A 23,834-nucleotide genomic window follows, 5' to 3' on the forward strand; every position below is an offset into this window, starting at 1 on the left:
GCAGATCCCGCGGGCCCAGAGACATGCAACACAGCCACCACGCAAAAAATAAAAGGCTATAATCCTCGGCTTTGCTGGCATCACCCCGTCGGCCAAATACTAGTTACAGACGGGGAACCCGCCACGCACGGTCTTCAGGCCCGATCTCCTGGAAACCCTCTGCCGGCACACTTTTGGAAAACATTAGCTAATGACTACGATCCGCGTAAAAGAAAACGAACCCTTTGACGTTGCACTGCGTCGCTTCAAGCGCACCATTGAAAAGCTGGGCCTGCTGACCGACCTGCGCGCCCGCGAGTTCTACGAAAAGCCCACAGCAGAACGCAAGCGCAAGAAGGCAGCCGCCGTGAAGCGCCACTACAAGCGCGTTCGCAGCATGCAGCTGCCTAAAAAGCTGTACTGATCGTTGCCGGCCCTGGGCCGACACACAACCCGCGCTAGGGACGCCAAGCGCGGGTTTTTTGTTTTCAGGATTTGCACAAAGCCACTTCAGCGTCGTTGCGCCGCCTTGCCGTAGCTGAACTACTGTCTGCGGCGACGCGCCTAGCTGAAGCGGCTTTGTGCAAATCCTGTCGCTAACCTTTAGGAGATAACGATGAGCCTGAAAGCCCAAATCACCGAAGACATGAAAACCGCCATGCGCGCCAAGGACAGTGAGCGCCTGGGCACCATTCGCCTGCTGCAAGCGGCCATGAAGCAAAAGGAAGTGGACGAACGCGTGGAGCTGGACGATGCAGCCATCGTCGCCATCGTGGACAAGCTCATCAAGCAGCGCAAGGACAGCATTGCCGCCTTTGAAGGCGCCAACCGCCAGGACCTGGCCGACAAGGAAAAGTCTGAAATGGTGGTGTTGCAGGCCTATTTGCCCGAGCGCATGTCGGCCGAAGAGACCCTGACCGCCGTCAAGGCCATCGTGGCCGAGCTGGGCGCCGCAGGCCCGGGCGACATGGGCAAGGTGATGGGCGTGGTCAAAACCCGCCTGGCAGGCAAGGCCGACATGGGCCAGGTGTCTGCCGCTGTGAAGGCTGCGCTGGCAGGCTGATCGCCCTCGAGCACCAGCACATTCGCTACTAAATTAATAGCTGCTCGCGCTTGTTAATCAAGCGCTAGCAGCTATTTTTATGTCTAAACACATCGCTTTCGGCCCGCACAAGCACTGGCGATGCCACCTACCTCACCCCAAAAGCAGCGCACACCCCAGCACCGCCATGGCCGCACCCAGCCAGGCGCCCCAGGCCGGGCGCTGCCCGGTGCGCCACCACAGCAGGGGCAACAGCAGCACGGGTGACACCGACGACAGCATGCCCACCAGCCCGGCGCTGCCGTGCTGCAGGGCCTTGAGGATCAGCGTCATGCCCACGGCCATGGCCAGGGTGGCACTGGCAAAGGTGTAGGCCAGGTCGCGCCACTGCAGGGGCGACTGCACCCGCGCCATGGGCAAGCCTGCGCACCACAACAGGGCATGGCACGCAAAGCCAGCCGTCATGCGCACGGCCGATGCGGCCACCGGGTCCAGCCCCGCCGCCATGGCGGGCTTAAGCACCAAGGTGCCCACCGATTGCCCCAGGGCCGACAACACCCCCAGCGCCACACCCACCGCCAGTTGGCCCTGGGTGGATTCGAGCTGGTGTGCCACGCCACCGCGCTTGCCAAACGCAATGGCGCCCATCACACCGCCCACCAGCAGCACGCCGCCCGGCAAGGCCCAGCCTTTGAGCGATTCGTCCAGGAACAGCGCCGCCAACACCACCGTGAACAGCGAATGCGTGGCAAACAGCAAGCCCGAGCGGCGCGGCCCCAGCCGGTTCATGCAGGCGAACAGCGCCGTGTCGCCCACAAAGATACCGATCACGCCCGACAGCACCAGCAGGCCCACAGCATCCCAGGCCACGACACCCCCAGCCCATTCGCCGGCCACACCCGGCCCCGCACCCAAATCCCCCCCACCAGACTGCGCCAGCTGCCCGTGGCCAGCGCCATGCCCCACAGCAGCACGGCCGCAAACACCATGCGCCAGCGGGTAAAGGCAAACGCCCCCATGCGTGCCGACGCGGCTGCAGAAAACAAACTGGCCGTGGCCCAAGTGGCTGCAGCCAACACGGCGAGGCTCTCGGGCGGCAGCCAGCCAGACCATACGGGGCTCATGCGCCGCCCTCCCCAGCCTGCGGCCCGGCATCCCAAGGCCTGCGGCGAAACTGCTCCTGCAAAAACTCCACACACACCCGCACCTTGGCCGAGCGTTCCAGCCGCGTGGGGTACACGGCCCAGATGTTGGCCTCCTGTTGCCAATCCGGCAGCACCTGCACCAGCTGGCCGCGCTGCAGCAGCGGGCCCACATCCCACAGCGAGCGCAGCGCAATCCCGCGCCCGTCCACCGCCCACTGCACCACCATCTCGCCGTTGTTGGCCGACAAAGGGCCGCGCACCTTCACCGCCTGCTCTTGCCCCGCATGGCGCAAGCGCCACACGCCAAACGGATGGTCGCGCTCCTTGATCACCAGGCAGTCGTGGCTGGGCAGCTCGGCCAGCGTGCGGGGTGTGCCCCGCCGCTCCAGGTAAGCCGGGGCAGCGCACAGCACGCGGTGGTTGTCGGCCAGGCGGCGGGCAATCAGGTGCGGGGCGATCTCGTCACCCACGCGCACGTCCAGGTCAAACCCCTCACCCGCCACGTCCACCAGCCGGTCAAACACCTCCAGGCGTACCTGCAGGCTGGGGTGGCGCTCGACCAGTTGCGACAGCACCGGCGCCACCACGCTGCGGCCAAAGCCAAAGCTGCAGCTCACCCGCAGCAGGCCACGCGGCTCGGCGCGGGTCACGGCCACCTCCTGCAGCAGCTGGTCCATATCGTCCAGAATGCGCTGCGCCCAATGGAAAACGCGCTCGCCCTCCTCCGTCACGCTCACGCGGCGGGTGGTGCGGTGCAGCAGTTTCACGGCCAGGTCTTCCTCCAGCAGGCGGATGCGCTTGCTGACAAAAGCGGGCGAAGCGCCCAGCTCTTGCGCCGCCTCGGCAAAGCTGGCTTTGCGCACCACCACGGTGAACACCCGCAGGTCGTCGGGCGAAGGGTTTTTATGCACGATGTGTAAACAATCAGACCACAGAGCGCTGATTGTATTTGCTGGGATTCTCGCCAAAAATGCAGCCACTGCCCAACTTGATTGCCCAAGGAGACCTATGTCCAAGACCTACCAAATCGCCGTATTGCCCGGAGACGGCATCGGCAAAGAAGTGATGCCCGAAGGCCTGCGCGCCATCCAGGCCGCCGCCGCCCGCTTCGGCTTTGAGCTGCAACTGCACACCTTCGAGTGGGCCAGCTGCGACTACTACGCCGCCCACGGAAAAATGATGCCCGACGACTGGAAGGCGCAACTGTCAGGCATGGACGCCATCTTCTTTGGCGCCGTCGGCTGGCCCGCCACCGTGCCCGACCATGTCTCGCTGTGGGGGTCCCTCCTCAAGTTCCGCCGCGAGTTCGACCAGTACATCAACCTGCGCCCCGTGCGTTTGTTTGAAGGCGTACCTTGCCCCCTGGCAGGCCGCAAGCCCGGAGACATCGACTACTACGTGGTGCGCGAGAACACCGAGGGCGAATACACGTCCCTGGGCGGCATCATGTACGAAGGCACCGACCGCGAAATCGTCATCCAGGAATCGGTCTACTCCCGCCACGGCGCCAACCGCCTCTTGAAGTTCGCCTTCGACCTGGCCCAAAGCCGCCCCAAAAAGCACGTCACCCTGGCCACCAAGAGCAACGGCATCGCCATCAGCATGCCCTGGTGGGATAAGAGGGCGGACGACGTCGCCAAAGACTACCCCGAGATCACGCTGGACAAGCAGCACATCGACATCCTCACCGCCCGCTTTGTGCTGCAGCCCGGGCGCTTTGACGTGGTGGCCGCCACCAACCTGTTCGGTGACATCCTCAGTGACCTAGGCCCGGCCACCACCGGCACCATCGGCCTGGCCCCTTCGGCCAACCTCAACCCCGAGCGCAACTTCCCCAGCCTGTTCGAGCCCGTGCACGGCTCCGCGCCTGACATCTACGGCAAGAACATTGCCAACCCGATTGCGATGATCTGGTCGGGGGCGCTGATGCTGGACTTCCTCACGCAAGGCCAGGGTGCGGGGCGCCAGGCGCACGATGCGATCGTGGGTGCGATTGAAGAGACGCTCAAGGGTGGGCCGCGCACGCCGGACCTGGGGGCACGGCCAACACCACGCAGGTGGGTGAGGCCATTGCCGCTTTGATTGCCAAGGGTTAAAGCCAAACCCGCCGCAGCCAGCCCACCCGGCAGCTCCGGCTAAGGCCAGCGATTGCCGCTGGCCTTGTGCAAACAACAGCCCAGCAGGCGCCAACTAATGCGCCTGCTGCGCAGAAGCAGCCCCCCACAGCGCTCGCAAAATGCCCTGCAGCACCGCCAGCGCTGGCGCGGGCTCCTTGGTCATCTGCACGCGGACGATGGCACCGTCCACCGCCATGGCCACCGCATCGGCCAAAGCGGTGTATGCGGGCCCAGAGGGCAGCCGGGCCGCAATCGCATCGGCCATATCCCGCTTGTGGCGCAACGAGGCCTCAACGACCCAGGGCCCCAGCCCCTCGGCCTCCGCCACACCATTGATAAAAGCGCAGCCCCGGTAATCAGGCATCTCAAACCAGGCTTGCAGCGCCTGCAGCACGCACTGCAACGGAAAGTCGCTGTCCGTTGGCGCATCCGCCAGAGCCCCCTTGAACCACTGCATCCACAAGGCATGCCGATGCTCCAGGTAGGCCGCCACCAGATCGTGCTTGCTAGGGAACTGGCGGTAGAAGGTGACCTTGGTGACATGGGCCTCGCCAATGATCCGGTCAATGCCAGTGGCGCGGATCCCCTCCCGATAGAAAAGCGCATGCGCAGTGTGCAGGATGCGCTCACGCACGCCCATCGCGGCCAGGTTGGCGTCTTTGCCTTGCAAAGCAATCAACAGATGTGTCATGGACCACATAGTAGACAAATCTGTCTACAACGGCTAGCATTCAACCATGTAGACAGATCTGTCTACATGATGGACATACCGTGATGACAAGGAACCCCACATGCTGATCCAAAAACTGCGCGGCCAGGGCGCCGCCTTGCCTGCCCGCCCACCGCTGCGGGCCATCGCCCTGGCATGGTTGGGGGGCGCCCTGGCCATCGCCACGGTGGCACTGGCAGGCCAACAATGGGCGCTGTCGCTCATCCTGGGCTCGTTCGGCGCGTCGTGCGTGCTGGTGTTTGGCTTTCCCGACGTGCCCTTCTCTCAGCCCCGCAACGTGGTGGTGGGGCACTTTTTAAGCTCCCTCATTGGCCTGGTGTTTCTGCAATGGGCGGGGCCGCATTGGTGGGCCATGGCACTGGCCGTGGGCACCGCCATTGCGGTCATGATGTGGACGCGCACCGTGCACCCACCGGCCGGGTCCAACCCCGTCATCATCTTTTTGGCGCAACCCACATGGGACTTTCTGTGGTTCCCCACGCTCACGGGCGCTGTGGTGTTGGTGATGGTTGCGCTGCTGTACAACAACCTGACCCGCCCGGGGCGCTACCCCCAGTACTGGTAAGCCACTGCCCGTAGCGTGCCGCCGCGCGACCGAACGCTCCTGATTTCATAGCTGCCAGCGCTTTTAGGATAAGCGCTGAGGCCAATTTTTGCCTCAAATCAACAAAAGCACTTATCGAAATAAGAGGCCGACTCGTTATATCGATATGAAAATAAAAACCTGTGATGCACCAAACCAGGGAATTAAACTTTGCAACAGCCCGGCCCCACCGCCGGAAGTCATCTCCTCTCTTTGAAAGACACATTGCAATGCTGAAGAATGCCCTTTCCGCACTGGCCATCGCCACCCTGGCGCTGAGCGCTCAGGCCGCTGACGTGGTCCTGAAGGTGGCCGCGTCCTCCGTGCCGCACGCCGAGATCCTGAACTTCGTGAAGCCCCAGCTCAAGGCCGAAGGCATCGACCTGCAGGTGCGTGAATTCAGCGACTACATCCAGCCGAACGCGGCCGTGGAAGACAAGCAGCTCGACGCCAACTACTTCCAGCACCAGCCCTACCTGGACAGCTACAACAAAGACCGCAAGAGCAGCATCGTCGCCGTGCCGAATGGCAAAGTGCACATTGAGCCCTTTGGTGCCTACTCCAAGAGGATCAAGGCCGTGAGCGAGCTCAAGGAGGGCGCCCTCATCGCCATCCCGAACGACCCCTCCAACACCGGCCGCGCATTGCTGCTGCTGCAGTCCCAGGGCCTGATCGAGCTGAAGGATCCCAAGAACATCACAGCCACGCCGATCGACATCGTCAAGAACCCCAGAAACCTGAAGTTCCGCCAGCTCGAAGCCGCCTTGCTGCCCCGTGCGCTGGACGATGTGGACCTGTCCCTCATCAACACCAACTACGCCATCGAAGCCAAGCTGAACCCCTCCAAGGACGCGCTGTTCCTGGAGTCCGGCGATTCGCACTACGCCAACTTCATCGCCGCCCGCAAGGACCGTGCGAACGATGCCAGCATCCAGAAGCTGGTGAAAGCACTGCACACGCCTGAAGTGAAGAAGTTCATCCAGGACAAGTACAAGGGCGCGATCATCCCCGCCTTCTGAGGATCAGGGCAGGTGGCCTTGCGGCCCCTCCTCCCCCGGCAAAAAGCGCTGCCTCGGCAGCGCTTTTTTCTTGGCAGCACATCGCCCACAAACAATCGACCAGCCGCGTCGCCACCGGCATCGCCCACTGCCCCTGCAATATGACGAGGCCCACGGGCGACCAACCCACCGCCGACGCCCGCCGCACGGGTGTCGCGGCCACCATGGCCCCTCACCCTCCACCCGGTGGCACCCGAAATTGCGCGGTGACGCGTTGCTCTGCCCGGGCCAAGGCGGCCGCAGCGCGTGCCAGCCAACCCCGCCATGTGGCGCCTGCAAGCCAATGCCTGCACGGCGCCAGGGCTTGGCCTGAGAAGGGTGCCGACGGCGGGGCCTGTTCGGCGGGATGAACGGGAAGGGAGGGATCGGCGGAAGACGTCAAAGGAAGTGGCTTCATGGAGCAGAATGCTCACGCTCAGCCAAACATCTGTAAAGTTGAATTAACTGACAATTCAATTCACAAATACTGATGTCACGCCCATGCGCAACCTGAACCTCGACCAACTGCAAACCCTGATTGCCATTGCCGACCTGGGTACCTTTGCGGCGGCCGCCCAGGCGCTGCACCTGGCGCCACCCACCGTGAGCCTGCACATCAAGGAGCTGGAGTCGCGGCTGGAGGCAGAACTGGTGGTGCGTGGCCGCCGCCAGGCGGAGTTAACGCCCGCCGGGGAGGTGCTGGTGCAAGAAGGCCGCCAGTTGCTGCAGGCCGCAGACGACCTGGTGGAGCGGGTGCGCCGCCGCGCCTGCGGGCGCGAGGGCGTGGTGCGGGTGGGCGTGTCGGCCGGGGTCAGCACCCGGCTGCTGCCGCGCATGCTCGAAGCCCTGGCCCAGCGCAGCCCGGGCGTGGAAATCCGGCTCGAAGCCGTGGGTTCGGCCGAGTCGATGCAGCGGCTCAAGGCAGGCTCGCTCGATATAGGCATCGTTGCCAGCCCCCAGCCCCCCGTGCCCGAGGTGCGCCAGATGCCTTGGCGCACCGACCCCATGGTGGCCCTGCTGCCCGCCGCATGGGACGCCCCCGAGTTCGTCACGCCCGACTGGCTTGCCACGCGCCGATGGGCATCGTTTGCCCCAGCCACGCAGATGCACGGGCTCATTGCCAGCTGGTTTGGCCAGGCGGGGCACCACCCTCGCCCCTTCCTCGCACTGAGCTACCCCGGCGCGCTCAAAAGCCTGGCCGCCGCGAGCCAGTGCGCAGCGCTGTTGCCCATGGAAGAAGTGCAGGACCAGCAAGACGCGCCAGACGTGCACGTGCGCCACCTGCGGCCCCAGCTCATGCGCCCTATGGCCATCGCGCACCGCCACCAGGCATCAGCCGCCGTGCAGAGCGTGTTGGGCTTGCTGGCGGAGTTTTCGGGTTAAGTGCCTCGCGCCACCTCGCGCAAGCACTCCACCAACTGCGTGGTCACCGGCGTCACGCGCTGCCCGCGCAGCGTGATCAGGCCCACGGGCGGCAAATCCACCGGCACGGGCAGCTTGAGCACCGCCACCATGCCCTGCTGCGCAAAGTGCGCCGCCACGCTGCGCGCCATGAAGGCCACGGCGCCACGCTGCTGCAAGAAGGTGATCTGCGACAGAAACGACGCCGACTCAACCACATCTGCCGGGGGCAGCAGGCCGTGGGCAAAAAACTGCTGCTCCAGCTTGACCCGCAGGGACGCCCAGGGCGGCGGCATCACACAAGGCTGTGCGGCAATGTCGGCCCACTGCACCTTGCGTTTGCCCGCCAGGGGGTGGCTGGGGTGCGCCACGGCGGCCATGGGGTCGTCGTACAGCGCCTCGGTCTCCAGGTCGGGCGAGGCGTAGCCGGGCTCCAGGCGGCCCACAAACAGGTCCAGCTCACCCAGGCGCAGCTTGGGCAGCAGGCGGGTCAGGTCGCCCTCGTCAATCAACACCGTGGTGCGGCTGGATCGGGCCTTGAGCCGCTCTACCGCCGGCGCCAGCAGCACCGGCGTGGCGGCCACCATGGCGCCCACGCTGGTGCGGCCGATGGCGCCGCTGGCTTCGGCGGCAATCTCGTCGCGCGTGCGGTCAAACCCCGCCAGCACCGATCGGGCAAAGCGCACCACACTGGCACCCGCCGCCGTGGGCTCGGTGCCCCGGGTCGATCGCTCAAACAGCGGCAAGCCAAACATGGACTCGATCTCGGCCAGGGTTTTGGAGACCGCAGGCTGCGTGATCGACAGGAATTCGGCCGCCCGGCCCAGGTGCCGGAACTGGTCCAGTGCCACCAGCATTTGCAGGTGGCGCAGCTTGAGGTTGCTGCGCAGTACGCGGTCGATCTGTGCCATGGCGTGACTCCCTTTTTACAGTTTTTTGCCCAGTTTTCTTCATAACCTAAATGCAATGAAGACAGTCTATATTTTCATTGGATTGTTATGCAGCATTTCTCAACAATGGGTACCAACAACATAAAAACCCACGGAGACAAGCATGCAGACCCCACGCATTGCACGGCGTCGCTTCGTGCTCGGCGCCTTGAGCGCCAGCGCACTGGCCACCACATCGGGCAACCTCTTCTCGCAAGCCTGGCCTGAGCGCCCCATCACCTTCATCTGCCCCTGGCCCGCAGGCGGCACGGCCGACCAGTCCATGCGCGCACTGTGCACCGTGGCCGGGCGCATCCTGGGCCAAAGCATTGCGGTCGAGAACAAGGTGGGTGCCTCCGGCATGATCGGCTCCAAGGCGCTGGCCTCGGCCAAGGGCGATGGCTACACCATCGGGCAAATCCCGATCTCGGTCACGCGCTTCTCGCAGCTGGGCACATTGCAGGCCGACCCCCGCAAAGACTTCACCTACATCGCGCGCACCTCGGGCCAGACCTTCGGCATTGCGGTGCCTGCCAACTCGCCCTTCAAGACACTCAAGGACTTCGTGGCCTACGCCAAGGCCAACCCCGGCAAGGTGAGCTACGCCCACGCGGGCGTGGGCGGCGCCACACATGTGGGCATGGAAGAGTTCGCCAGCGTGGCGGGCATCCAGCTCAACCACGTGCCCTACAAGGGTGGCGCAGAGGCGCTGCAGGGTGTGCTGGGCGGCCATGTGGATGCGCTGGCCGACTCCAGCTCGTGGGCGCCGCATGTCGAAGCGGGCAAGCTGCGCCTGCTGGCCACCTGGGGCGAGCTGCGCACGGCCCGCTTCAAGGACGTTCCCACCCTGCGCGAGCTGGGCTACGACGTGGTGGTGGACGCCCCCAACGGCATTGGCGCCCCCAAGGGCCTGGACCCCGCCATCGTGGCCAAGCTGCGCGATGCCTTCAAGCAAGCGGTGGCCAGCCCAGAGTTCAAGTCGGTGATCGACAAACTCGATGCGCCGCTGCTCTATCTGGACGGGCCCGACTACGAAAAATACGTTAACACCGTCTACCAAAAAGAGACCGTGTTGATCGACAAGCTGAAGCTGCGCGAGCTGATGAAGAGCTGAGCGCAAGGTGACGCACGAAGCCCCAGCGCCCAACGCGGGGCGCTGCCACGTTCAGGCCCCCATTGATGAAAGCCTCCATGTCCCGCACCGATAGCACCCTGCTGCACCTGCACCCCAACGACAACGTGCTGGTTGCCAAAACCGCCCTGGCCCTGGGCCAGGACATTCCGGAGCTGGGCCTGCGCACCCGCGCCCAGGTGCCCGCCGGGCACAAGATTGCCGCGCGCCGCATTGCGGCAGGCGAGCAGGTCAAAAAGTACGACACCGTGATCGGCGTGGCCACCCGCGACCTGGAGCCCGGCGACTACGTGCACAGCCACAACCTGCAGCTCGTGGACTACTACCGGGACCCCGCCTTCGGCGCCGATGTGCAACCCGTTCAGTATGTGCCCGAGGCCGAACGCGCCACCTTTCAGGGCTTTGTGCGGCCAGGCGGCGGCGTGGGCACGCGCAACTTCATCGGCATCCTGTCGTCGGTGAACTGCTCGGCCACCGTCATCAAGCGCATTGCCGCGCACTTCACCCCCGAGCGGCTGGCCGCCTACCCCAACGTGGATGGCGTGGCCGCCTTTGCCCAGACCAGCGGCTGCGGCATGTCCTCGCCCAGCGAGCACTTTGATGTGCTGCGCCGCACCCTGGCGGGCTACGCGCGCCACCCCAACCTGGCGGGCGTGCTCATCGTGGGCCTGGGGTGTGAGCGCAACCAGGTGGATTCGCTGGTCGATTCGCAGGGGCTGAAAGAAGGCAAGCTCATGCGCACCATGGTGATGCAGGACGTGGGCGGCACCCGCGTGACCATCGAGGCAGGCATCCGCGCCATTGAAGAAATGCTGCCCATCGCCAACGAAGCACGGCGCAACACCGTGAGCGCCAGCCACCTCAAGATTGGGCTGGAGTGCGGCGGCTCGGACGGCTTCTCGGGCATCACCGCCAACCCCGGCCTGGGCGCGGCCATGGACATCCTGGTGCGCCACGGCGGCACCGCCATCCTGAGCGAGACACCCGAAATCCACGGCGTGGAGTTCATGCTCACCCGCCGCGCCATCAGCCCCGAAGTCGGCCAGAAGCTGCTGGACCGCCTGGCCTGGTGGGAAAAGTACACCGCAGGCCAGAACGCCCAGTTCAACGGCGTGGTGGGCCACGGCAACCAGGCCGGTGGTCTGGCCAACATCTTTGAAAAATCGCTGGGCAGCGCGATGAAGGGCGGCACCACCCCGCTGCGCGCCGTGTACGAATACGCCGAGCCCATCACCGAAAACGGTTTTGTGTTCATGGACTCGCCGGGCTACGACCCTGTCGCCTCCACCGGCCAGATTGCCAGCGGCGCGCAGCTCATCTGCTTTACCACCGGCCGTGGCTCCATGTTTGGCAGCAAGCCCGCGCCCACCATCAAGCTGGCCAGCAACACGCCCATGTTCACGCGGCTGGAGGAGGACATGGACATCAACTGCGGCGTGGTGATTGACGGCGAGTGCACCGTGGCCGAGCTGGGCCAGCGCATCTTTGACCAGATCCTGCGCCATGCCAGTGGCGAGGAAACGAAGAGCGAATTGCTGGGGTTGGGTGATCACGAATTTGTGCCGTGGCACATGGGGATTGTCAGCTAACGCCACGCCCATTCACTATCAAAACAATAGCTTCTAGCGCTTATTAGATAAGCGCCAGAGCCCCATTTCATTCAAACCCATGTCCGCCACTCCTTCCCTGCCTCTCCCCCTCACGCGCCCCGACCTGATCCGCAGCGCCAACTTCATCGCCGGCCAGTGGACTGCCACGCCTGCTGCTCGCCTGGATGTCACCAACCCCGCCACCGGCGCCGTCATCACCTCCGTGCCCGACTCCGGTGCGCCTGAAGCCCTGGCCGCCCTGGATGCCGCCCATGCTGCTTTCGCCACTTGGCGCAAAGTCCCCGCCAAGCAGCGCGCAGCCATCATCAAGCGCTGGAACGATCTGGTGCTGGCCCACCAGGATGATCTGGGGGCGTTGATTTCGCTGGAGCAAGGTAAGCCTTTGGCCGAAGGCAAGGGCGAGGTGGCTTACGCCGCCAGCTACATCGAGTGGTTTGGTGAAGAGGCCACGCGCATGAATGGCGAGGTCATTCCCGCCCCGGTGCCCGGTCGCCGCATGTTTGCCTTGAAGGAGCCTGTGGGCGTGGTGGCTGCCATCACCCCCTGGAACTTCCCCGCTGCCATGATCGCCCGCAAGATCGCCCCGGCCCTGGCAGCAGGGTGCACGGTGGTGTGCAAGCCTGCCGAGGACACACCGCTGACGTCTTTGGCTTTGGTGCTGCTGGCCCATGAGGCAGGCGTGCCTGCGGGGGTGCTCAATATCGTCACTGCCTCACGCCAGAACACCCCTGCGGTGGTGGATGTGTGGCTGGATGACAGCCGGGTGCGCAAGATCACCTTCACCGGCTCCACCCCTGTGGGCAAGCACCTGGCCCGGCGCAGTGCCGACACGCTCAAGAAGCTGTCTCTGGAGTTGGGGGGCAATGCACCTTTCATCGTGTTTGACGATGCCGACCTGGATGCCGCGGTGGACGGCCTGATGGCCGCCAAGTTCAGAAACGGTGGCCAGACCTGTGTGTGCCCCAACCGGGTGTTTGTGCACCGCAGCGTGTTTGACACCTTTGCCGCCAAGCTGGCAGCCAAGGTGGCCGCCCTCAAGGTTGGCCCGGCCAGCGATCCGGCCTCGCAGATCGGCCCCATGATCAATGACCGGGCGGTGGAGAAGATCGAGCGGCATGTCAACGACGCTGTGGCCAAGGGGGCCAAGGTGCTCACCGGGGGCCAACGCCTGGCCCACCTGGGCCCCAACTACTACGCCCCCACGGTGCTCAGCGGGGCCGATGCCCGCATGGCCTGTGCGTGCGAGGAGACCTTTGGGCCGGTGGCGCCGCTCACGGTGTTTGACGATGAGGCCGAAGTGGTGGCCCAGGCCAATGACACACCGTTTGGGCTGGCGGGGTACTTCTACAGCCAGAACGTCAAGCGCATCTGGCGGGTGGCCGAAGCCCTGGAGACGGGCATTGTCGGCATCAACGAAGGGGCGATTGCGGCGGAGGCTGCGCCGTTTGGGGGGTGAAGGAGTCCGGCTACGGCCGCGAGGGCTCGACCCATGGGCTCGACGATTACCTGCACACCAAGTATGTTTGTCAGGGGCTGCTGGACTGAGGCATCGCAGCCCCCAAAACAATCCGTCTGATAACCCACAGGGCAGACGGCAAAAAGGTCACTAGAACCATTCACAACCAAAGGAGACAAGACCATGAGCATTCAACAACACGCCAAACACATCACCCGCAGACCCCTGCTGGCCACACTGGCAGGCATGGCACTGGCGGGCGCCATGCCCCTGGCACACGCGCAACCAGCGGCCTTCCCGAGCAAGCCCATCACCATGGTGGTGCCCTACCCTGCCGGGGGTGCCAACGACATGCTGGGCCGCCTGATCGGGCAGAAGATGGGCGATGCCCTGGGCACGGCAACCGTGGTGGACAACAAGCCCGGCGCGGGGGCCCTGCTGGGCGCCGGCATTGTGGCGCGCGCCCCGGCCGACGGCTACACCCTGCTGGTGGGCGGCCTGGCCACCCACGCGGCCAGCCCCAACTTGCTCAAGGCCGACTACGACCCGCTCAAGGACTTCGAGCCCATCGGCATGATCGGCAGCGCGCCCATCATCGTGATCACCGCCACCGACTCGCCCTACAAGACGCTCAAAGACGTGGTGGATGCCGCCCGCAAAGACCCGCAAGCCATCATGTATGGCTCGTCGGGCAATGGCTCGCCCCTGCATTTGGCAGGCGAGCTGTTCCTGTCGATTGCCAAGGTCAACATGACCCACATCCCCTACAAGGGTGGCAACGCACACATCATCGATTTGATCGGTGGCCGCGTGCCGGTGATTTTTGACACCGCCACCAACTCCATGCCCCTGCTGCGCGGTGGCAAGGTGCGTGCGCTGGCCGTGGGCAGTGCCAAGCGCCTGCCCGATCTGCCGGACGTGCCCACCCTGGCCGAGCTGGGCTACCCCCAGTTCGAGTTCTCGGCCTGGTACGCCCTGTTTGCGCCCGCCAAGACCCCGGCCGACGTGAGCGCCAAGCTCTCTGCCGCGCTGGCCAAAACCCTCAAGCTGCCTGAAGTGGCCAGCAAGCTGGGCGAGCTGGGTGTGTCGGTGGGCAATGGCAACGCCAACGAGCTGCGCTCCTTCTTGCCCGCGGAATACCAGCGCGTGGGCAACCTGATCAAGACCGCCAAGATCAAGGCCGACTGACGACCACGCCCTCCCGGCCCTTCAACGCCGGGAGGGACCGCCTGCGGCAACGCAGGCCACCAAGACACCCCCTTGCCCCTTTGGAGACCCCCATGCCCGACGGCCTGCTGCAACAGCACCCCGATGACGCCACCCGCCAGGTGGCCGACCTGCCCTCTCCCCGCGTTCAAGCCCACGCTGCCAATTTGATGGTGCTGGGCGATGGCGCCCTGGCCTGCGTGTGGTTTGGCGGCTCGATGGAGGGGCGCTCGGACATTTCGGTCTTCATGTCGCGCTTGGCGCCCGGGGCCCAGCAGTGGTCCGAGCCCGTGCAGCTGTCGCACGACACAGAGCGGTCTGAGCAAAACCCCATCCTCTTCCCGGCGCCCGATGGCACGCTGTGGCTGCTGCACACCGCCCAGCTCTCGGGCCACCAGAACACTGCCGTGGTGCGCGTGCGCCGCTCTGCCGACCACGGCCAGACCTGGTCGGCCACCGAGACCCTGGCCGATGCCCCCGCAGGCACTTTTGTGCGCCAGCCCATCCATGTGCACCACGATGGCAGCTGGCTGCTGCCCGTGTTTTATTGCCGCGCTGAAGCAGGCCAGCCCTGGGATGGCAGCCATGACGACAGCGGCGTGCTGCGCTCCACCGACCAAGGCCGCACCTGGCAGCGCATCAGCGTGCCCGGCAGCCTGGGCTGCGTGCACATGAACATCGTGCCTGCGGCCAATGGCCAAAGCCTGCTGGCGTTCTTTCGCAGCCGCTGGGCCGACCACATCTACCGCACCCAAAGCGACGACGGCGGCCTGACCTGGCAAACACCCCAGCCCACCGTGCTGCCCAACAACAACTCGTCGGTGCAGGCCCTGCGCCTGGCCGACGGGCGCCTGGCCATGATCTTCAACGCCAGCAGCGCCGCCAATGCCTCCGAGCGGCGCGAGTCGCTGTACGACGAGCTGGAAGACACCGGCGAAGGCGCCCAGGGTGCCACCGTGGCCGCCCCCGCTGCCCGCAAAGCCTTCTGGGGCGCACCGCGCGCACCCATGACGCTGGCGCTGTCGGCCGACGACGGCCTGACCTGGCCCTGGCAGCGCAACCTGGAAGTGGGCGACGGCTGGTGCATGAGCAACGACTCCGAGCAAGGCCGCAACCGCGAGTACTCCTACCCCTCGCTGCGCCAGGATGCCGATGGCACGCTGCACCTGGCCTACACCGTGTTCCGCCAGCACATCCGCCACGTGCGCCTGCAGCCCGACTGGGCTACACAACAACCCTGAAACTGTTGCTTGGGCTTGAACTCACTTGAACCGTTCACGCCGAGCTTGTCGAAGCACTGCGCAAGGCCTCGACAAGCTCAGCCTGAACGGATATTTCAAGCGCAAAGAGGCCGAATCGACAGCATGAACCCAACACCCACCACATGAGCCCAAACCCCTTTCACGTCCTCGTTACCGCCGCGCACTGGGCGCCTGAAGCCCAGGCGCTGGTGCATGCCGCAGGCGGCCAGATCCACTTCATGGCCGAACCCATCACCGAAGACCACCTGATCGCACGGCTGGCCGAGACCGGCGCCCAGGTGCTGCTGGTGCGCGGCATCAAGCCCGTGAGCGAGCGGGTGCTGCAGGCAGCCCCTGCCCTGCGCCTGGTGGCCAAAAACGGCGCCGGGGTGGACGGCATTGACCTGGACGCCGCCCGCGCACGCGGCGTGGCCGTGGCCGTGGCCCCCGGTGCCAACGCCCGCGCGGTAGCCGAGCATGCGGTGGCGCTGATGCTGGCCCTGACGCGCCAGCTGCCACTGCTGGACCGCATGGTGCGCGCGGGCCAGTGGGCCCCCAGCACCTGGCAGGGGCGCGATTTTCGCGATGCCACGGTGGGCATCATTGGCTACGGCGCCATTGGCAAAGGCACGGCGCAACTGGCCGCCGCGCTGGGAGCCCGCGTGCTGGTGCTGCGCCCCCACGGCCAGGCCGACGGCTTTGCGACCGAGCCCGACCTGCACCAGTTTCTGCCCCAGGTGAACATCCTGAGCCTGCACTGCCCGCTGACCGACAGCACACGCAACCTCATCGGGGCTGCAGAGCTTGCATTGCTGCCCAAGGGCAGCATCCTCATCAACACTGCGCGCGGCCCGGTAGTGAACGAAGCCGCGTTGATCAATGCCCTGCAAACCGGCCACCTCGACGGCGCAGGCCTGGACACGTTCGACACCGAGCCCCTGCCCGCTGGCCACCCGCTGGCCCAATTGCCCAACGCCTTGCTAACGCCGCATGTGGCCGGCGTGACCCAAGGGGCATCGCTGAGGGTGTCCACCATCACCGCCCAAAACATCGTGGACCACCTCACCGGCCCAGGCGCGCCCGCGCAGCACCGGGTGGCGTGACAATCCCAAGAGCAAAGACCCAACCCCTTCCGAGCCACCCGCACTGACAGCACAGGCTCCAAGCCCCTTTCATCCCACACACCATGCCAGCCCACAACCCCTTCAAAACCGCCCTGGCCGAGCGCCGCCCGCAAATTGGCCTGTGGCTGTCGATGGCCGACCCGTACCTGGCCGAAGCCGCTGCCACCACGGGCTACGACTGGCTGCTGATTGACGGCGAGCACGCCCCCAACGACCTGCGCAGCACCATGGGCGCGCTGCAGGCGGTGGCCTCGCACCCCTCGCACCCCATCGTGCGGCTGGTGGAAGGCAACACCGCGCTCATCAAGCAAATGCTGGACATCGGCGTCAAAACCCTGCTGGTGCCCATGGTGGACACGGCAGAGCAAGCGCGCGGCATTGTGGCCGCCACGCAGTACCCGCCGCTGGGCATTCGCGGCGTGGGCAGTGCGGTGGGGCGCTCGTCAATGTGGAGCAGCCGCAGCGACTACCTCTCGATTGCCGACGACGAAGTCTGCCTGCTGGTGCAGGCCGAAACCGTGACCGCACTGACCCATCTGGAAGCCATTTGCGCGGTGGATGGGGTGCACGGCGTATTCATCGGCCCGGCCGACCTGGCTGCATCGATGGGCCACCGAGGTAACCCAGGCCACCCCGAGGTGCAGGCCGCCATCGAGGGCGCCATGAAGACCATCATCGCCAGCGGTAAGGCCGCCGGCACCCTGACCTCTGACCCCGTGCTGGCCCAGCGCTACCTGGACCTGGGCTGCACCTTTGTGGCCGTGGGGGTGGATGTGCTGATGTTTGCCAATGCAGCGCGCAAGCTGCGCGGACAGTTTGCTGGGGCCCAGGCTGCGGCAGCACCGGCCAAGCCCAGCGCAGGGTATTGAAGGATTGGCAAGCCCTCAGGCGAGTCATTAGAAGAAAATGGCCTCTAGCGCTTATTCAGCAAGCGCAAGCAGCTATCAAAATATGAGCAATTAGCTGCACACAAGGCACATCGGGCCTCCACAAACGGCTCACACAAGAAAAAAGGCTCCTGGAACCCAGGAGCCTTTTTGCGTGGAGCGTGAGCGCCCGTATCAGCTGCCAGCCACCTTCATGCGGTTGACCAGGATGGAGCCCACCGTCTTGGCTCCGTAGTTGTAGGCATCGGCGCCCACGGCTTCAATGCCCTTGAGCATGTCCTTGAGGTTGCCCGCAATGGTGATCTCGTGCACGGGGAAGGCGATCTTGCCGTTTTCCACCCAAAAGCCGCTCGCGCCGCGTGAATAGTCGCCCGTCACGTAGTTGACGCCCTGGCCCATCAGCTCGACCACAAACAGGCCCGTGCCCAGCTTTTGCAGCATGGCGTCGAGGTTGTCGCTGGCTTGCGTGAGGCGCGAGGTCATCAGCAGGTTGTGCGAGCCACCGGCGTTGCCCGTGGTCTTCATGCCCAGCTTGCGGGCCGAGTAGCTGGAGAGGAAATAGCCCTCCACCCGCCCGCCCTTGACCACCTTGCGCGGCGCCACGCGCACGCCCTCTTCGTCAAACGGCGAGCTGCCCTTGCCGCCCATCACAAACGGGTCTTCCAGGATGTCGATGTGCTTGGGGAAGACCATCTTGCCCAGCGAGTCGAGCAAGAAACTGCTCTTGCGGTACAGCGAGCCACCACTCACGGCCTGCACAAAACCGCCCAGCAGGCCTGCGGCCAGGGTCGATTCAAACAGCACGGGGCATTGGGTGGTGGGGATCTTGCGGCTACCTAGGCGGCTTAAGGCGCGCTGCGCGGCGTAGCGGCCCACGGCCTCGGGCGAGGCCAGGTCGGCCGCGTTGCGCATGGAGCTGTACCAGGCATCGCGCTGCATCTCGGCATTCTTGCCGGGCAGCGAGGCTATTGGAGCGACCGAGAAACTGTGGCGCGAGCTGGCATAGCCACCGCGAAAGCCGCGTGTGTGGGCGCTGAAGAAATGGCTTTGCTGGGCCGACACGCCCGCGCCTTCGCTGTTGGTGATGCGGCGGTGCGTCTTGAGCGCGGCAGCCTCGCAAGCCTTGGCCATCTCGGCGGCGGCTTCGCTGGTGATGGCCCAGGGGTGGAACAAATCCAGGTCGCGGTGGGTATCGGGCGGGGCGATGTCTGCCGCATCGGGCAAACCGGCCACGGGGTCCTCGGCCGTGAAGCGGGCGATGTCATAAGCGGCCTGTACGGTCTGCTCGATCGCCTTGGTCGAAAAATCGGAGGTGCTGGCGTTGCCACGGCGGTGGCCGAGGTAGACCGTCACGCCCAGTGACTTGTCGCGGTTGCGCTCCACGTTCTCCAGCTCGCCCTTGCGCACGCTGACCGAGAGGCCGCAGCCTTCAGATGCCTCGGCCCCCGCATCGGTGGCGCCCAGCTTCTTGGCGTGGGCCAGGGCCCGGTCTACCAGCTCTTCAAAAAACGGGCGGCTGTAGCTGAAACCGCTGGCGGGTGCGTGGGAGGAGGCGGAAGCCTTGGCAACGGCCGGGGCGCTTTTCGCGCGGGTAGAAGGTTTATTCATAGCGGCGGCTATGATACTTGCCACTGTGGCGCACTCGCTGCCACCTCTCTCTTTGCCCCCACCCATGTCACGCAAACCCAAAAAAGGCTACTTTGTGCGAGGCCAATTCGTTGCCGAAGGCAGCGAAATGGACATCCAGCTCAAGGCCGAACTCAAAGGCACGCCCGATGCCAGCCGCACCGATCTCAAACGCGAAAGCGACGAACTGCAAGACCTGGGCAAAGAACTGCTGAGCCTGCGCTCGGACCTGTTTGATGCCGTGGGCCTGCCCGACAAGCTGGTGGATGCCCTGGCCGAGGCCAAGCGCATCACCAACTTTGAAGGCAAGCGCCGCCAGATGCAGTACGTGGGCAAGCTCATGCGCAAGCTGGAGCCCGAGGTGGTGCAGGCAGCGCGCACCGCGCTGGAAGAACAGCACAAGGGCTCGGCCTCTGAAAAACTGCAGCTGCACTTGGCCGAGCAGTGGCGCGACCGCCTGATTGTTGACGACGCCACCCTGCCCCTGTGGATGGACGAACACCCCACCACCGACACGCAGCAGCTGCGCGCCCTGATCCGCCAGGCCCGCAAGGATGCACCGCCCGCCGACAAGGCCGCGGTGTCACAAGGCCTGGCGCCGCGCAAGGGCCGCGCCTACCGCGAGCTGTTCCAGCTGGTGCGCGAGCACCTGGGCGGCACCGGGCTGGAGCGCGAAGATGCGGCCGACACCGGGGCTGACGGCGATGAGTGAAGCAGCGAACCCTGGCCATGACGCCGTGAAAATCGGCATCGTCTCCATCAGCGACCGTGCCAGCACGGGGGTTTATGAAGACAAGGGCCTGCCCGCCTTGCAAGACTGGCTGGGGCGCGCGCTGCGCAACCCCATCCACTTCGAGGCCCGCCTTATCCCCGACGAGCAGGACACCATCAGCACCACGCTGATCGAGCTGGTGGATGCAGGCTGCAGCCTGGTGCTGACCACCGGCGGCACGGGCCCTGCGCTGCGCGATGTGACCCCTGAGGCCACCCTGGCCGTGGCCCACAAGGAGATGCCGGGCTTTGGCGAACAGATGCGCCAGATCAGCCTGAAATTTGTGCCCACGGCCATCCTCTCGCGCCAGGTGGCGGTGGTGCGGGGCCAAAGCCTCATCATCAACCTGCCCGGCCAGCCCAAGGCGATTGCCGAGACACTGGAAGGCCTCAAGGACACCGAAGGTACACAGATCGTGCCGGGCATCTTTGCCGCCGTGCCGTACTGCGTTGACCTGATTGGCGGCCCCTACATGGAAACGCGGGACGAAGTCTGCAAAGCCTTTCGCCCTAAAAACGCCCAACGCCCCCAGACTGCCTGAAGGGCCGCAGCCCGGCGCACTGCAAGCCCGGGCATGCGCCTTGAGTACCTGTTGACCGAATGACCGCCGCCCTCCCCCTTCCCTCGAACGACGAACGCCGCAATCACGAACGGCGCATCCTGCGGGTGCAGGCCGAGTTGCTCATCGCAGGCCGCGCACCCATGGCCGTGCGAACCATGGACATCAGCGAAGGTGGGATCAGCGTGCTCTGCCCCGTCAACCTACCTGCGCGCACCGAGTGCACGGTGCGGGTGTCGCTGCCCATCCCCCCCACAGGCCGCAAACCCGTAGAGTTGCGCGCCGTGGTGCGCTACAGCATATTGAGCAGCAGCGGTGGAGGGTTTCAGCTGGGGCTGAGCGTGCCCATGACCGATGAATCCACTCGCGCGGCCATCACGCTGTACATCAAGAACTGACGCAGCCCAGGTCTGGCACTGCTGGGCCATCCGCTGCGCGGGCACGGGGTAGCACCCCGGCAGCGTTACTTGCCCACCAGCTCGGTAAGCTTGCCCGCCTCAAACTGCTCTTTGAGGGCCGCATCGCAAGGCACGCAGTCTTGCGTCTTCTGCATGGCCGACAGCTTCTCAATCGCCTGCCAGAGCAAGGCGATCTGGTGCTCTTGTGACGACGCGTTGTCGATCAGCCCACGCATGGCCTGCGACAGCGGGTCGTCCTCCTGCGTGATGCCGTAGGCCGTGAACTTGCGCTGCTGCTGGGGTTCGGTCACATCGGCGCTTTGGCCCTCTTTGGAGGGGATGATGCGCGCCGGAATACCCACCGCCGTGGCGCCAGCAGGCACGGGCTTGATGACCACGGCGTTGCTGCCGATCTTGGCGCCATCGCCCACCTCAAAGCCACCCAGCACCTTGGCCCCCGCGCTCACCACCACGTCTTTGCCCAGCGTGGGGTGGCGCTTGGCGCCTTTGTACAGCGAGGTACCCCCCAGCGTCACACCCTGGTAGATGGTGCAGCCGTCGCCAATCTCGGCCGTCTCGCCCACCACCACGCCCATGGCGTGGTCGAAGAACACGCGCTCGCCAAGCTTGGCGCCGGGGTGGATCTCAATGCCCGTGAACCAGCGCGCAAAGTGCGAGATGAAACGCCCCAGCCACTTGAGCCCATGCCCCCAGCACCAATGCGCAGGCCGGTGCAGCCACACGGCGTGCAGGCCGGGGTAACAGGTGATGACCTCCCAGGTACTGCGCGCTGCAGGGTCACGGTCAAGGATGCACTGGATGTCGGAGCGCAGGCGGGCAAACATGTTGGGCTTGTTTTTGGAATATGGAAATGCAGTCTAGCGCTTTGCCTGGGCGGCTTCGAGCATGGCTTTGGCGACACCACGCAGGATGTGGATTTCTTCGGGGCTGAGTTGCGCGCGGTTGAAAAGCTGGTTCAGGCGGGGCATGAGCTTCTTGGGCGCAGCGGGGTCCAGAAAGCCGATGCCCGTCAGTGCCTGCTCCCAGTGGGCCAGCATGCCCGCCACCTGGGCCGCGTCGGCTTGCACGCGGGCAGGCGTCGCGTCTTGCACCGCAAAGCCGCCCAGCGCCTGGCGCCAATCGTAGGCAATGACCTGGATGGCTGCGCCCAGATTGAGCGAGCCAAAGCCCGGATTGGTGGGAATGGAGAGCGCCGCGTGGCAGCGGTACACGTCTTCGTTGGTCATGCCAAAACGCTCGGAGCCAAACAGGAACGCCACACCGGTGTGCGCGCCCGCTGGGGCTGGGCTGCCGCCGTCGGCCTCACCGGCCACTGCGATTGAAGCATTTTCAGGCTGCAAGGCTTGTGTATCCAGCGCAAGGCGCTCTTGTTTCAATAGCATCTCAAAGTGCGCACGGGGCTCCACCGTGGGAGGGCCAAAGTCGCGCGGGGTCATGGCGGTGGCGCACAGGTGGCTGATGCCCTCCAGGGCTTCGTCCAGCGTCGCCACGATGCGCGCCTTCTCCAGCACATCCAGTGCACCGCTGGCGCGCTGGATGGTTTCTTCCTTGCGCAGCACATTGGGCCAGCGCGGCGCCACCAGCAACAGGTCGTCAAAACCCATGACTTTCATGGCGCGGGCGGCGGCGCCCACATTGCCAGCATGGCTGGTGTTGATCAGGACAAAACGGGTCTTCATGAACGGGCTGCTAGGTAAAAATCCGGCGGTGCAGTTAAAATAGAAGGCTTATTGTCGCTGCCCGCATCGCCCGGCTGCGATCACCGCTCATGATCCGCAAGACATTTGCATCGCGCAACGCGGTCCGAAGCCTTGCTCACCACCACAATCTATGTCGTCAAATCTGCACCCCATGCTCAACGTGGCCATCAAGGCTGCACGCGCCGCCGGCGCCATCATCAACCGCGCGGCCCTGGACGTGGAATCCGTGCGTATCTCGCAAAAGCAGATCAACGACTTTGTGACCGAAGTGGATCATGCGTCCGAGAAAATCATCATCGAAACCCTGCTCACGGCCTACCCTGGCCACGGCATCCTGGCTGAAGAGTCGGGCAAAGAGTACGGCGCCAAAGATTCGGACTTCGTCTGGGTGATTGACCCGCTGGACGGCACCACCAACTTCATCCATGGCTTTCCTGTGTACTGCGTGAGCATTGCGCTCACCGTCAAGGGCAAGGTCGAGCAAGCCGTGGTGTACGACCCCACCCGCAACGACCTGTTCACCGCCACCAAGGGCCGTGGCGCCTACCTGAACGAGCGCCGCATCCGCGTGAGCAAGCGCACCCAGCTCAAGGACTGCCTGATCTCCACCGGCTTCCCCTTCCGCCCGGGCGACAACTTCAAGAGCTACATGAACATGATGGCCGACGTGATGCAACGCACAGCTGGCCTGCGCCGCCCCGGCGCTGCCGCGCTCGACCTGGCTTACGTGGCTGCGGGCTTTACCGATGGATTCTTTGAAACTGGCCTGTCGATCTGGGACGTGGCTGCGGGCTCGCTGCTGGTGACCGAAGCCGGTGGCCTGATCGGCAACTTCACGGGCGAAGCCGACTTCATGGAACAGCGCGAATGCATGGCGGGCAACCCACGCATCTACGGCCAGCTCGTTCCCATCCTGGGCAAATACAGCAAGTTTGCAGGCGCAGGCGACAAGGCCGCGGTACGCCAGGCTGCAGAGGAAGAAACGGCAGACGCGGCAACCCCAGCGAACGAAACAGCCGCACCAAGCAATGCATCGGCCACAGGCGACGCACCCTTCTGATCGCCAGCCCAGGCTGCTGCGCGGTTAACTCCGTGCAGCAAGCCCCAAGCCATCGCAAGACAGCACCACACGGGCCCTT

General features: G+C 65.0%; 23 protein-coding genes and 2 pseudogenes. 17 read left to right on the top strand and 8 right to left on the bottom strand.

Annotated features, from left to right (window positions below; genetic code table 11):
• Positions 1-190 precede the first annotated feature (190 nt).
• Both rpsU and EAG14_RS12835 read left to right on the top strand, forming a co-directional pair.
• Positions 191-403, top strand: coding sequence for a 30S ribosomal protein S21 (gene rpsU / locus EAG14_RS12830; protein WP_007833691.1), 213 nt, complete (start codon positions 191-193; stop codon positions 401-403).
• Between the two features lie 192 nt (positions 404-595).
• Entirely contained in the window at positions 596-1,042 is a 447-nt protein-coding gene (locus EAG14_RS12835; protein WP_121729083.1) for a GatB/YqeY domain-containing protein, read from the top strand.
• Between the two features lie 132 nt (positions 1,043-1,174).
• Here the strand turns inward: EAG14_RS12835 and EAG14_RS12840 are convergent, their stop codons facing one another.
• Genes EAG14_RS12840 through EAG14_RS12845 form a run of 3 tightly spaced genes read right to left on the bottom strand, consistent with a single transcriptional unit; the run spans position 1,175 to position 3,077 of the window.
• A complete protein-coding gene (locus EAG14_RS12840; RefSeq protein ID WP_240456772.1) occupies positions 1,175-1,891 on the bottom strand; it encodes a DMT family transporter in 717 nt (238 codons plus the stop codon).
• Positions 1,849-2,145 carry a hypothetical protein gene (locus tag EAG14_RS23385; RefSeq protein ID WP_240456773.1) on the bottom strand — a complete coding sequence of 99 codons (297 nt, stop codon included), beginning with the start codon at positions 2,143-2,145 and terminating at the stop codon, positions 1,849-1,851. The genes EAG14_RS12840 and EAG14_RS23385 overlap by 43 nt, the downstream gene beginning before the upstream one ends.
• The gene (locus EAG14_RS12845) at positions 2,142-3,077 is read right to left on the bottom strand and encodes a LysR substrate-binding domain-containing protein (protein WP_205603394.1); all 936 of its coding nucleotides are present in this window, start codon (positions 3,075-3,077) and stop codon (positions 2,142-2,144) included. The genes EAG14_RS23385 and EAG14_RS12845 overlap by 4 nt, the downstream gene beginning before the upstream one ends.
• Position 3,078: 1 nt before the next feature.
• Here EAG14_RS12845 and EAG14_RS12850 point away from each other — a divergent pair.
• Positions 3,079-4,262 (top strand): annotated as a pseudogene (locus tag EAG14_RS12850) (tartrate dehydrogenase).
• A 94-nt stretch (positions 4,263-4,356) separates the two neighbouring features.
• Here the strand turns inward: EAG14_RS12850 and EAG14_RS12855 are convergent.
• Positions 4,357-4,974: a TetR/AcrR family transcriptional regulator gene (locus EAG14_RS12855; protein WP_240456774.1), complete on the bottom strand. Its 618-nt coding sequence runs from the start codon at positions 4,972-4,974 to the stop codon at positions 4,357-4,359.
• 100 nt (positions 4,975-5,074) lie between these two features.
• Here EAG14_RS12855 and EAG14_RS12860 point away from each other — a divergent pair, with 100 nt between their 5' ends.
• The 3 genes from EAG14_RS12860 to EAG14_RS12870 all read left to right on the top strand — a co-directional run bounded on the left by EAG14_RS12860 (position 5,075) and on the right by EAG14_RS12870 (position 8,016).
• Complete coding sequence (locus EAG14_RS12860; RefSeq protein ID WP_121729084.1) at positions 5,075-5,578, top strand: HPP family protein; 504 nt, start codon at positions 5,075-5,077, stop codon at positions 5,576-5,578.
• Between the two features lie 248 nt (positions 5,579-5,826).
• Positions 5,827-6,615 (top strand): MetQ/NlpA family ABC transporter substrate-binding protein, encoded by a 789-nt coding sequence (locus EAG14_RS12865; RefSeq protein WP_121729085.1) that lies wholly within the window; start codon positions 5,827-5,829, stop codon positions 6,613-6,615.
• A gap of 519 nt (positions 6,616-7,134) precedes the next feature.
• The gene (locus EAG14_RS12870; protein ID WP_099655067.1) at positions 7,135-8,016 is read left to right on the top strand and encodes a LysR family transcriptional regulator; all 882 of its coding nucleotides are present in this window, start codon (positions 7,135-7,137) and stop codon (positions 8,014-8,016) included.
• Here the strand turns inward: EAG14_RS12870 and EAG14_RS12875 are convergent.
• Complete coding sequence (locus EAG14_RS12875) at positions 8,013-8,945, bottom strand: LysR substrate-binding domain-containing protein (RefSeq protein ID WP_099655066.1); 933 nt, start codon at positions 8,943-8,945, stop codon at positions 8,013-8,015. The two genes, EAG14_RS12870 and EAG14_RS12875, sit on opposite strands and share 4 nt — an antisense overlap.
• 142 nt (positions 8,946-9,087) lie before the next feature.
• Between EAG14_RS12875 and EAG14_RS12880 the strand changes: the two genes are divergently transcribed.
• The 7 genes and pseudogenes from EAG14_RS12880 (at position 9,088) to EAG14_RS12910 (ending at position 17,601) form a co-directional block, all read left to right on the top strand.
• The gene (locus EAG14_RS12880; protein WP_099655065.1) at positions 9,088-10,077 is read left to right on the top strand and encodes a tripartite tricarboxylate transporter substrate binding protein; all 990 of its coding nucleotides are present in this window, start codon (positions 9,088-9,090) and stop codon (positions 10,075-10,077) included.
• 77 nt (positions 10,078-10,154) lie between these two features.
• The gene (locus EAG14_RS12885; protein ID WP_121730464.1) at positions 10,155-11,684 is read left to right on the top strand and encodes a UxaA family hydrolase; all 1,530 of its coding nucleotides are present in this window, start codon (positions 10,155-10,157) and stop codon (positions 11,682-11,684) included.
• A gap of 79 nt (positions 11,685-11,763) precedes the next feature.
• A pseudogene (locus tag EAG14_RS12890) lies at positions 11,764-13,250 on the top strand (NAD-dependent succinate-semialdehyde dehydrogenase).
• A gap of 94 nt (positions 13,251-13,344) precedes the next feature.
• Positions 13,345-14,349, top strand: coding sequence for a tripartite tricarboxylate transporter substrate binding protein (locus EAG14_RS12895; protein ID WP_121729086.1), 1,005 nt, complete (start codon positions 13,345-13,347; stop codon positions 14,347-14,349).
• Positions 14,350-14,441: 92 nt separating this feature from the next.
• Positions 14,442-15,608 (top strand): exo-alpha-sialidase, encoded by a 1,167-nt coding sequence (locus EAG14_RS12900; RefSeq protein ID WP_121729087.1) that lies wholly within the window; start codon positions 14,442-14,444, stop codon positions 15,606-15,608.
• Between the two features lie 143 nt (positions 15,609-15,751).
• Positions 15,752-16,711 carry a D-isomer specific 2-hydroxyacid dehydrogenase family protein gene (locus EAG14_RS12905; protein ID WP_121729088.1) on the top strand — a complete coding sequence of 320 codons (960 nt, stop codon included), beginning with the start codon at positions 15,752-15,754 and terminating at the stop codon, positions 16,709-16,711.
• Positions 16,712-16,794: 83 nt separating this feature from the next.
• Positions 16,795-17,601 (top strand): aldolase/citrate lyase family protein, encoded by an 807-nt coding sequence (locus tag EAG14_RS12910; RefSeq protein WP_121729089.1) that lies wholly within the window; start codon positions 16,795-16,797, stop codon positions 17,599-17,601.
• 192 nt (positions 17,602-17,793) lie between these two features.
• Here EAG14_RS12910 and pmbA read toward each other — a convergent pair whose 3' ends face one another.
• The gene (gene pmbA / locus EAG14_RS12915; RefSeq protein WP_121729090.1) at positions 17,794-19,227 is read right to left on the bottom strand and encodes a metalloprotease PmbA; all 1,434 of its coding nucleotides are present in this window, start codon (positions 19,225-19,227) and stop codon (positions 17,794-17,796) included.
• Between the two features lie 64 nt (positions 19,228-19,291).
• Here pmbA and yjgA point away from each other — a divergent pair, with 64 nt between their 5' ends.
• Genes yjgA through EAG14_RS12930 form a run of 3 tightly spaced genes read left to right on the top strand, consistent with a single transcriptional unit; the run spans position 19,292 to position 20,974 of the window.
• Positions 19,292-19,957, top strand: coding sequence for a ribosome biogenesis factor YjgA (gene yjgA, locus EAG14_RS12920; protein ID WP_099655058.1), 666 nt, complete (start codon positions 19,292-19,294; stop codon positions 19,955-19,957).
• Positions 19,950-20,558, top strand: a complete 609-nt coding sequence (gene mog / locus EAG14_RS12925; protein WP_121729091.1) for a molybdopterin adenylyltransferase — start codon at positions 19,950-19,952, stop codon at positions 20,556-20,558. Before yjgA ends, mog begins: the two co-directional genes overlap by 8 nt.
• A gap of 59 nt (positions 20,559-20,617) precedes the next feature.
• Positions 20,618-20,974 (top strand): PilZ domain-containing protein, encoded by a 357-nt coding sequence (locus EAG14_RS12930; protein WP_121729092.1) that lies wholly within the window; start codon positions 20,618-20,620, stop codon positions 20,972-20,974.
• A 65-nt stretch (positions 20,975-21,039) separates the two neighbouring features.
• On the opposite strand, the gene cysE is transcribed toward EAG14_RS12930, so the two are convergent.
• Together cysE and EAG14_RS12940 are read right to left on the bottom strand one after the other, a co-directional pair.
• A complete protein-coding gene (gene cysE / locus EAG14_RS12935; RefSeq protein WP_099655055.1) occupies positions 21,040-21,819 on the bottom strand; it encodes a serine O-acetyltransferase in 780 nt (259 codons plus the stop codon).
• 33 nt (positions 21,820-21,852) lie between these two features.
• Complete coding sequence (locus EAG14_RS12940) at positions 21,853-22,674, bottom strand: RNA methyltransferase (protein WP_121729093.1); 822 nt, start codon at positions 22,672-22,674, stop codon at positions 21,853-21,855.
• Between the two features lie 151 nt (positions 22,675-22,825).
• Between EAG14_RS12940 and EAG14_RS12945 the strand changes: the two genes are divergently transcribed.
• On the top strand, positions 22,826-23,755 hold the full coding sequence (locus EAG14_RS12945; protein ID WP_121729094.1) for an inositol monophosphatase family protein: 930 nt from the start codon (positions 22,826-22,828) through the stop codon (positions 23,753-23,755).
• Positions 23,756-23,834 lie beyond the last annotated feature (79 nt).

The organism is Acidovorax sp. 1608163 (assembly GCF_003669015.1).
GTDB lineage: Bacteria > Pseudomonadota > Gammaproteobacteria > Burkholderiales > Burkholderiaceae_C > Acidovorax.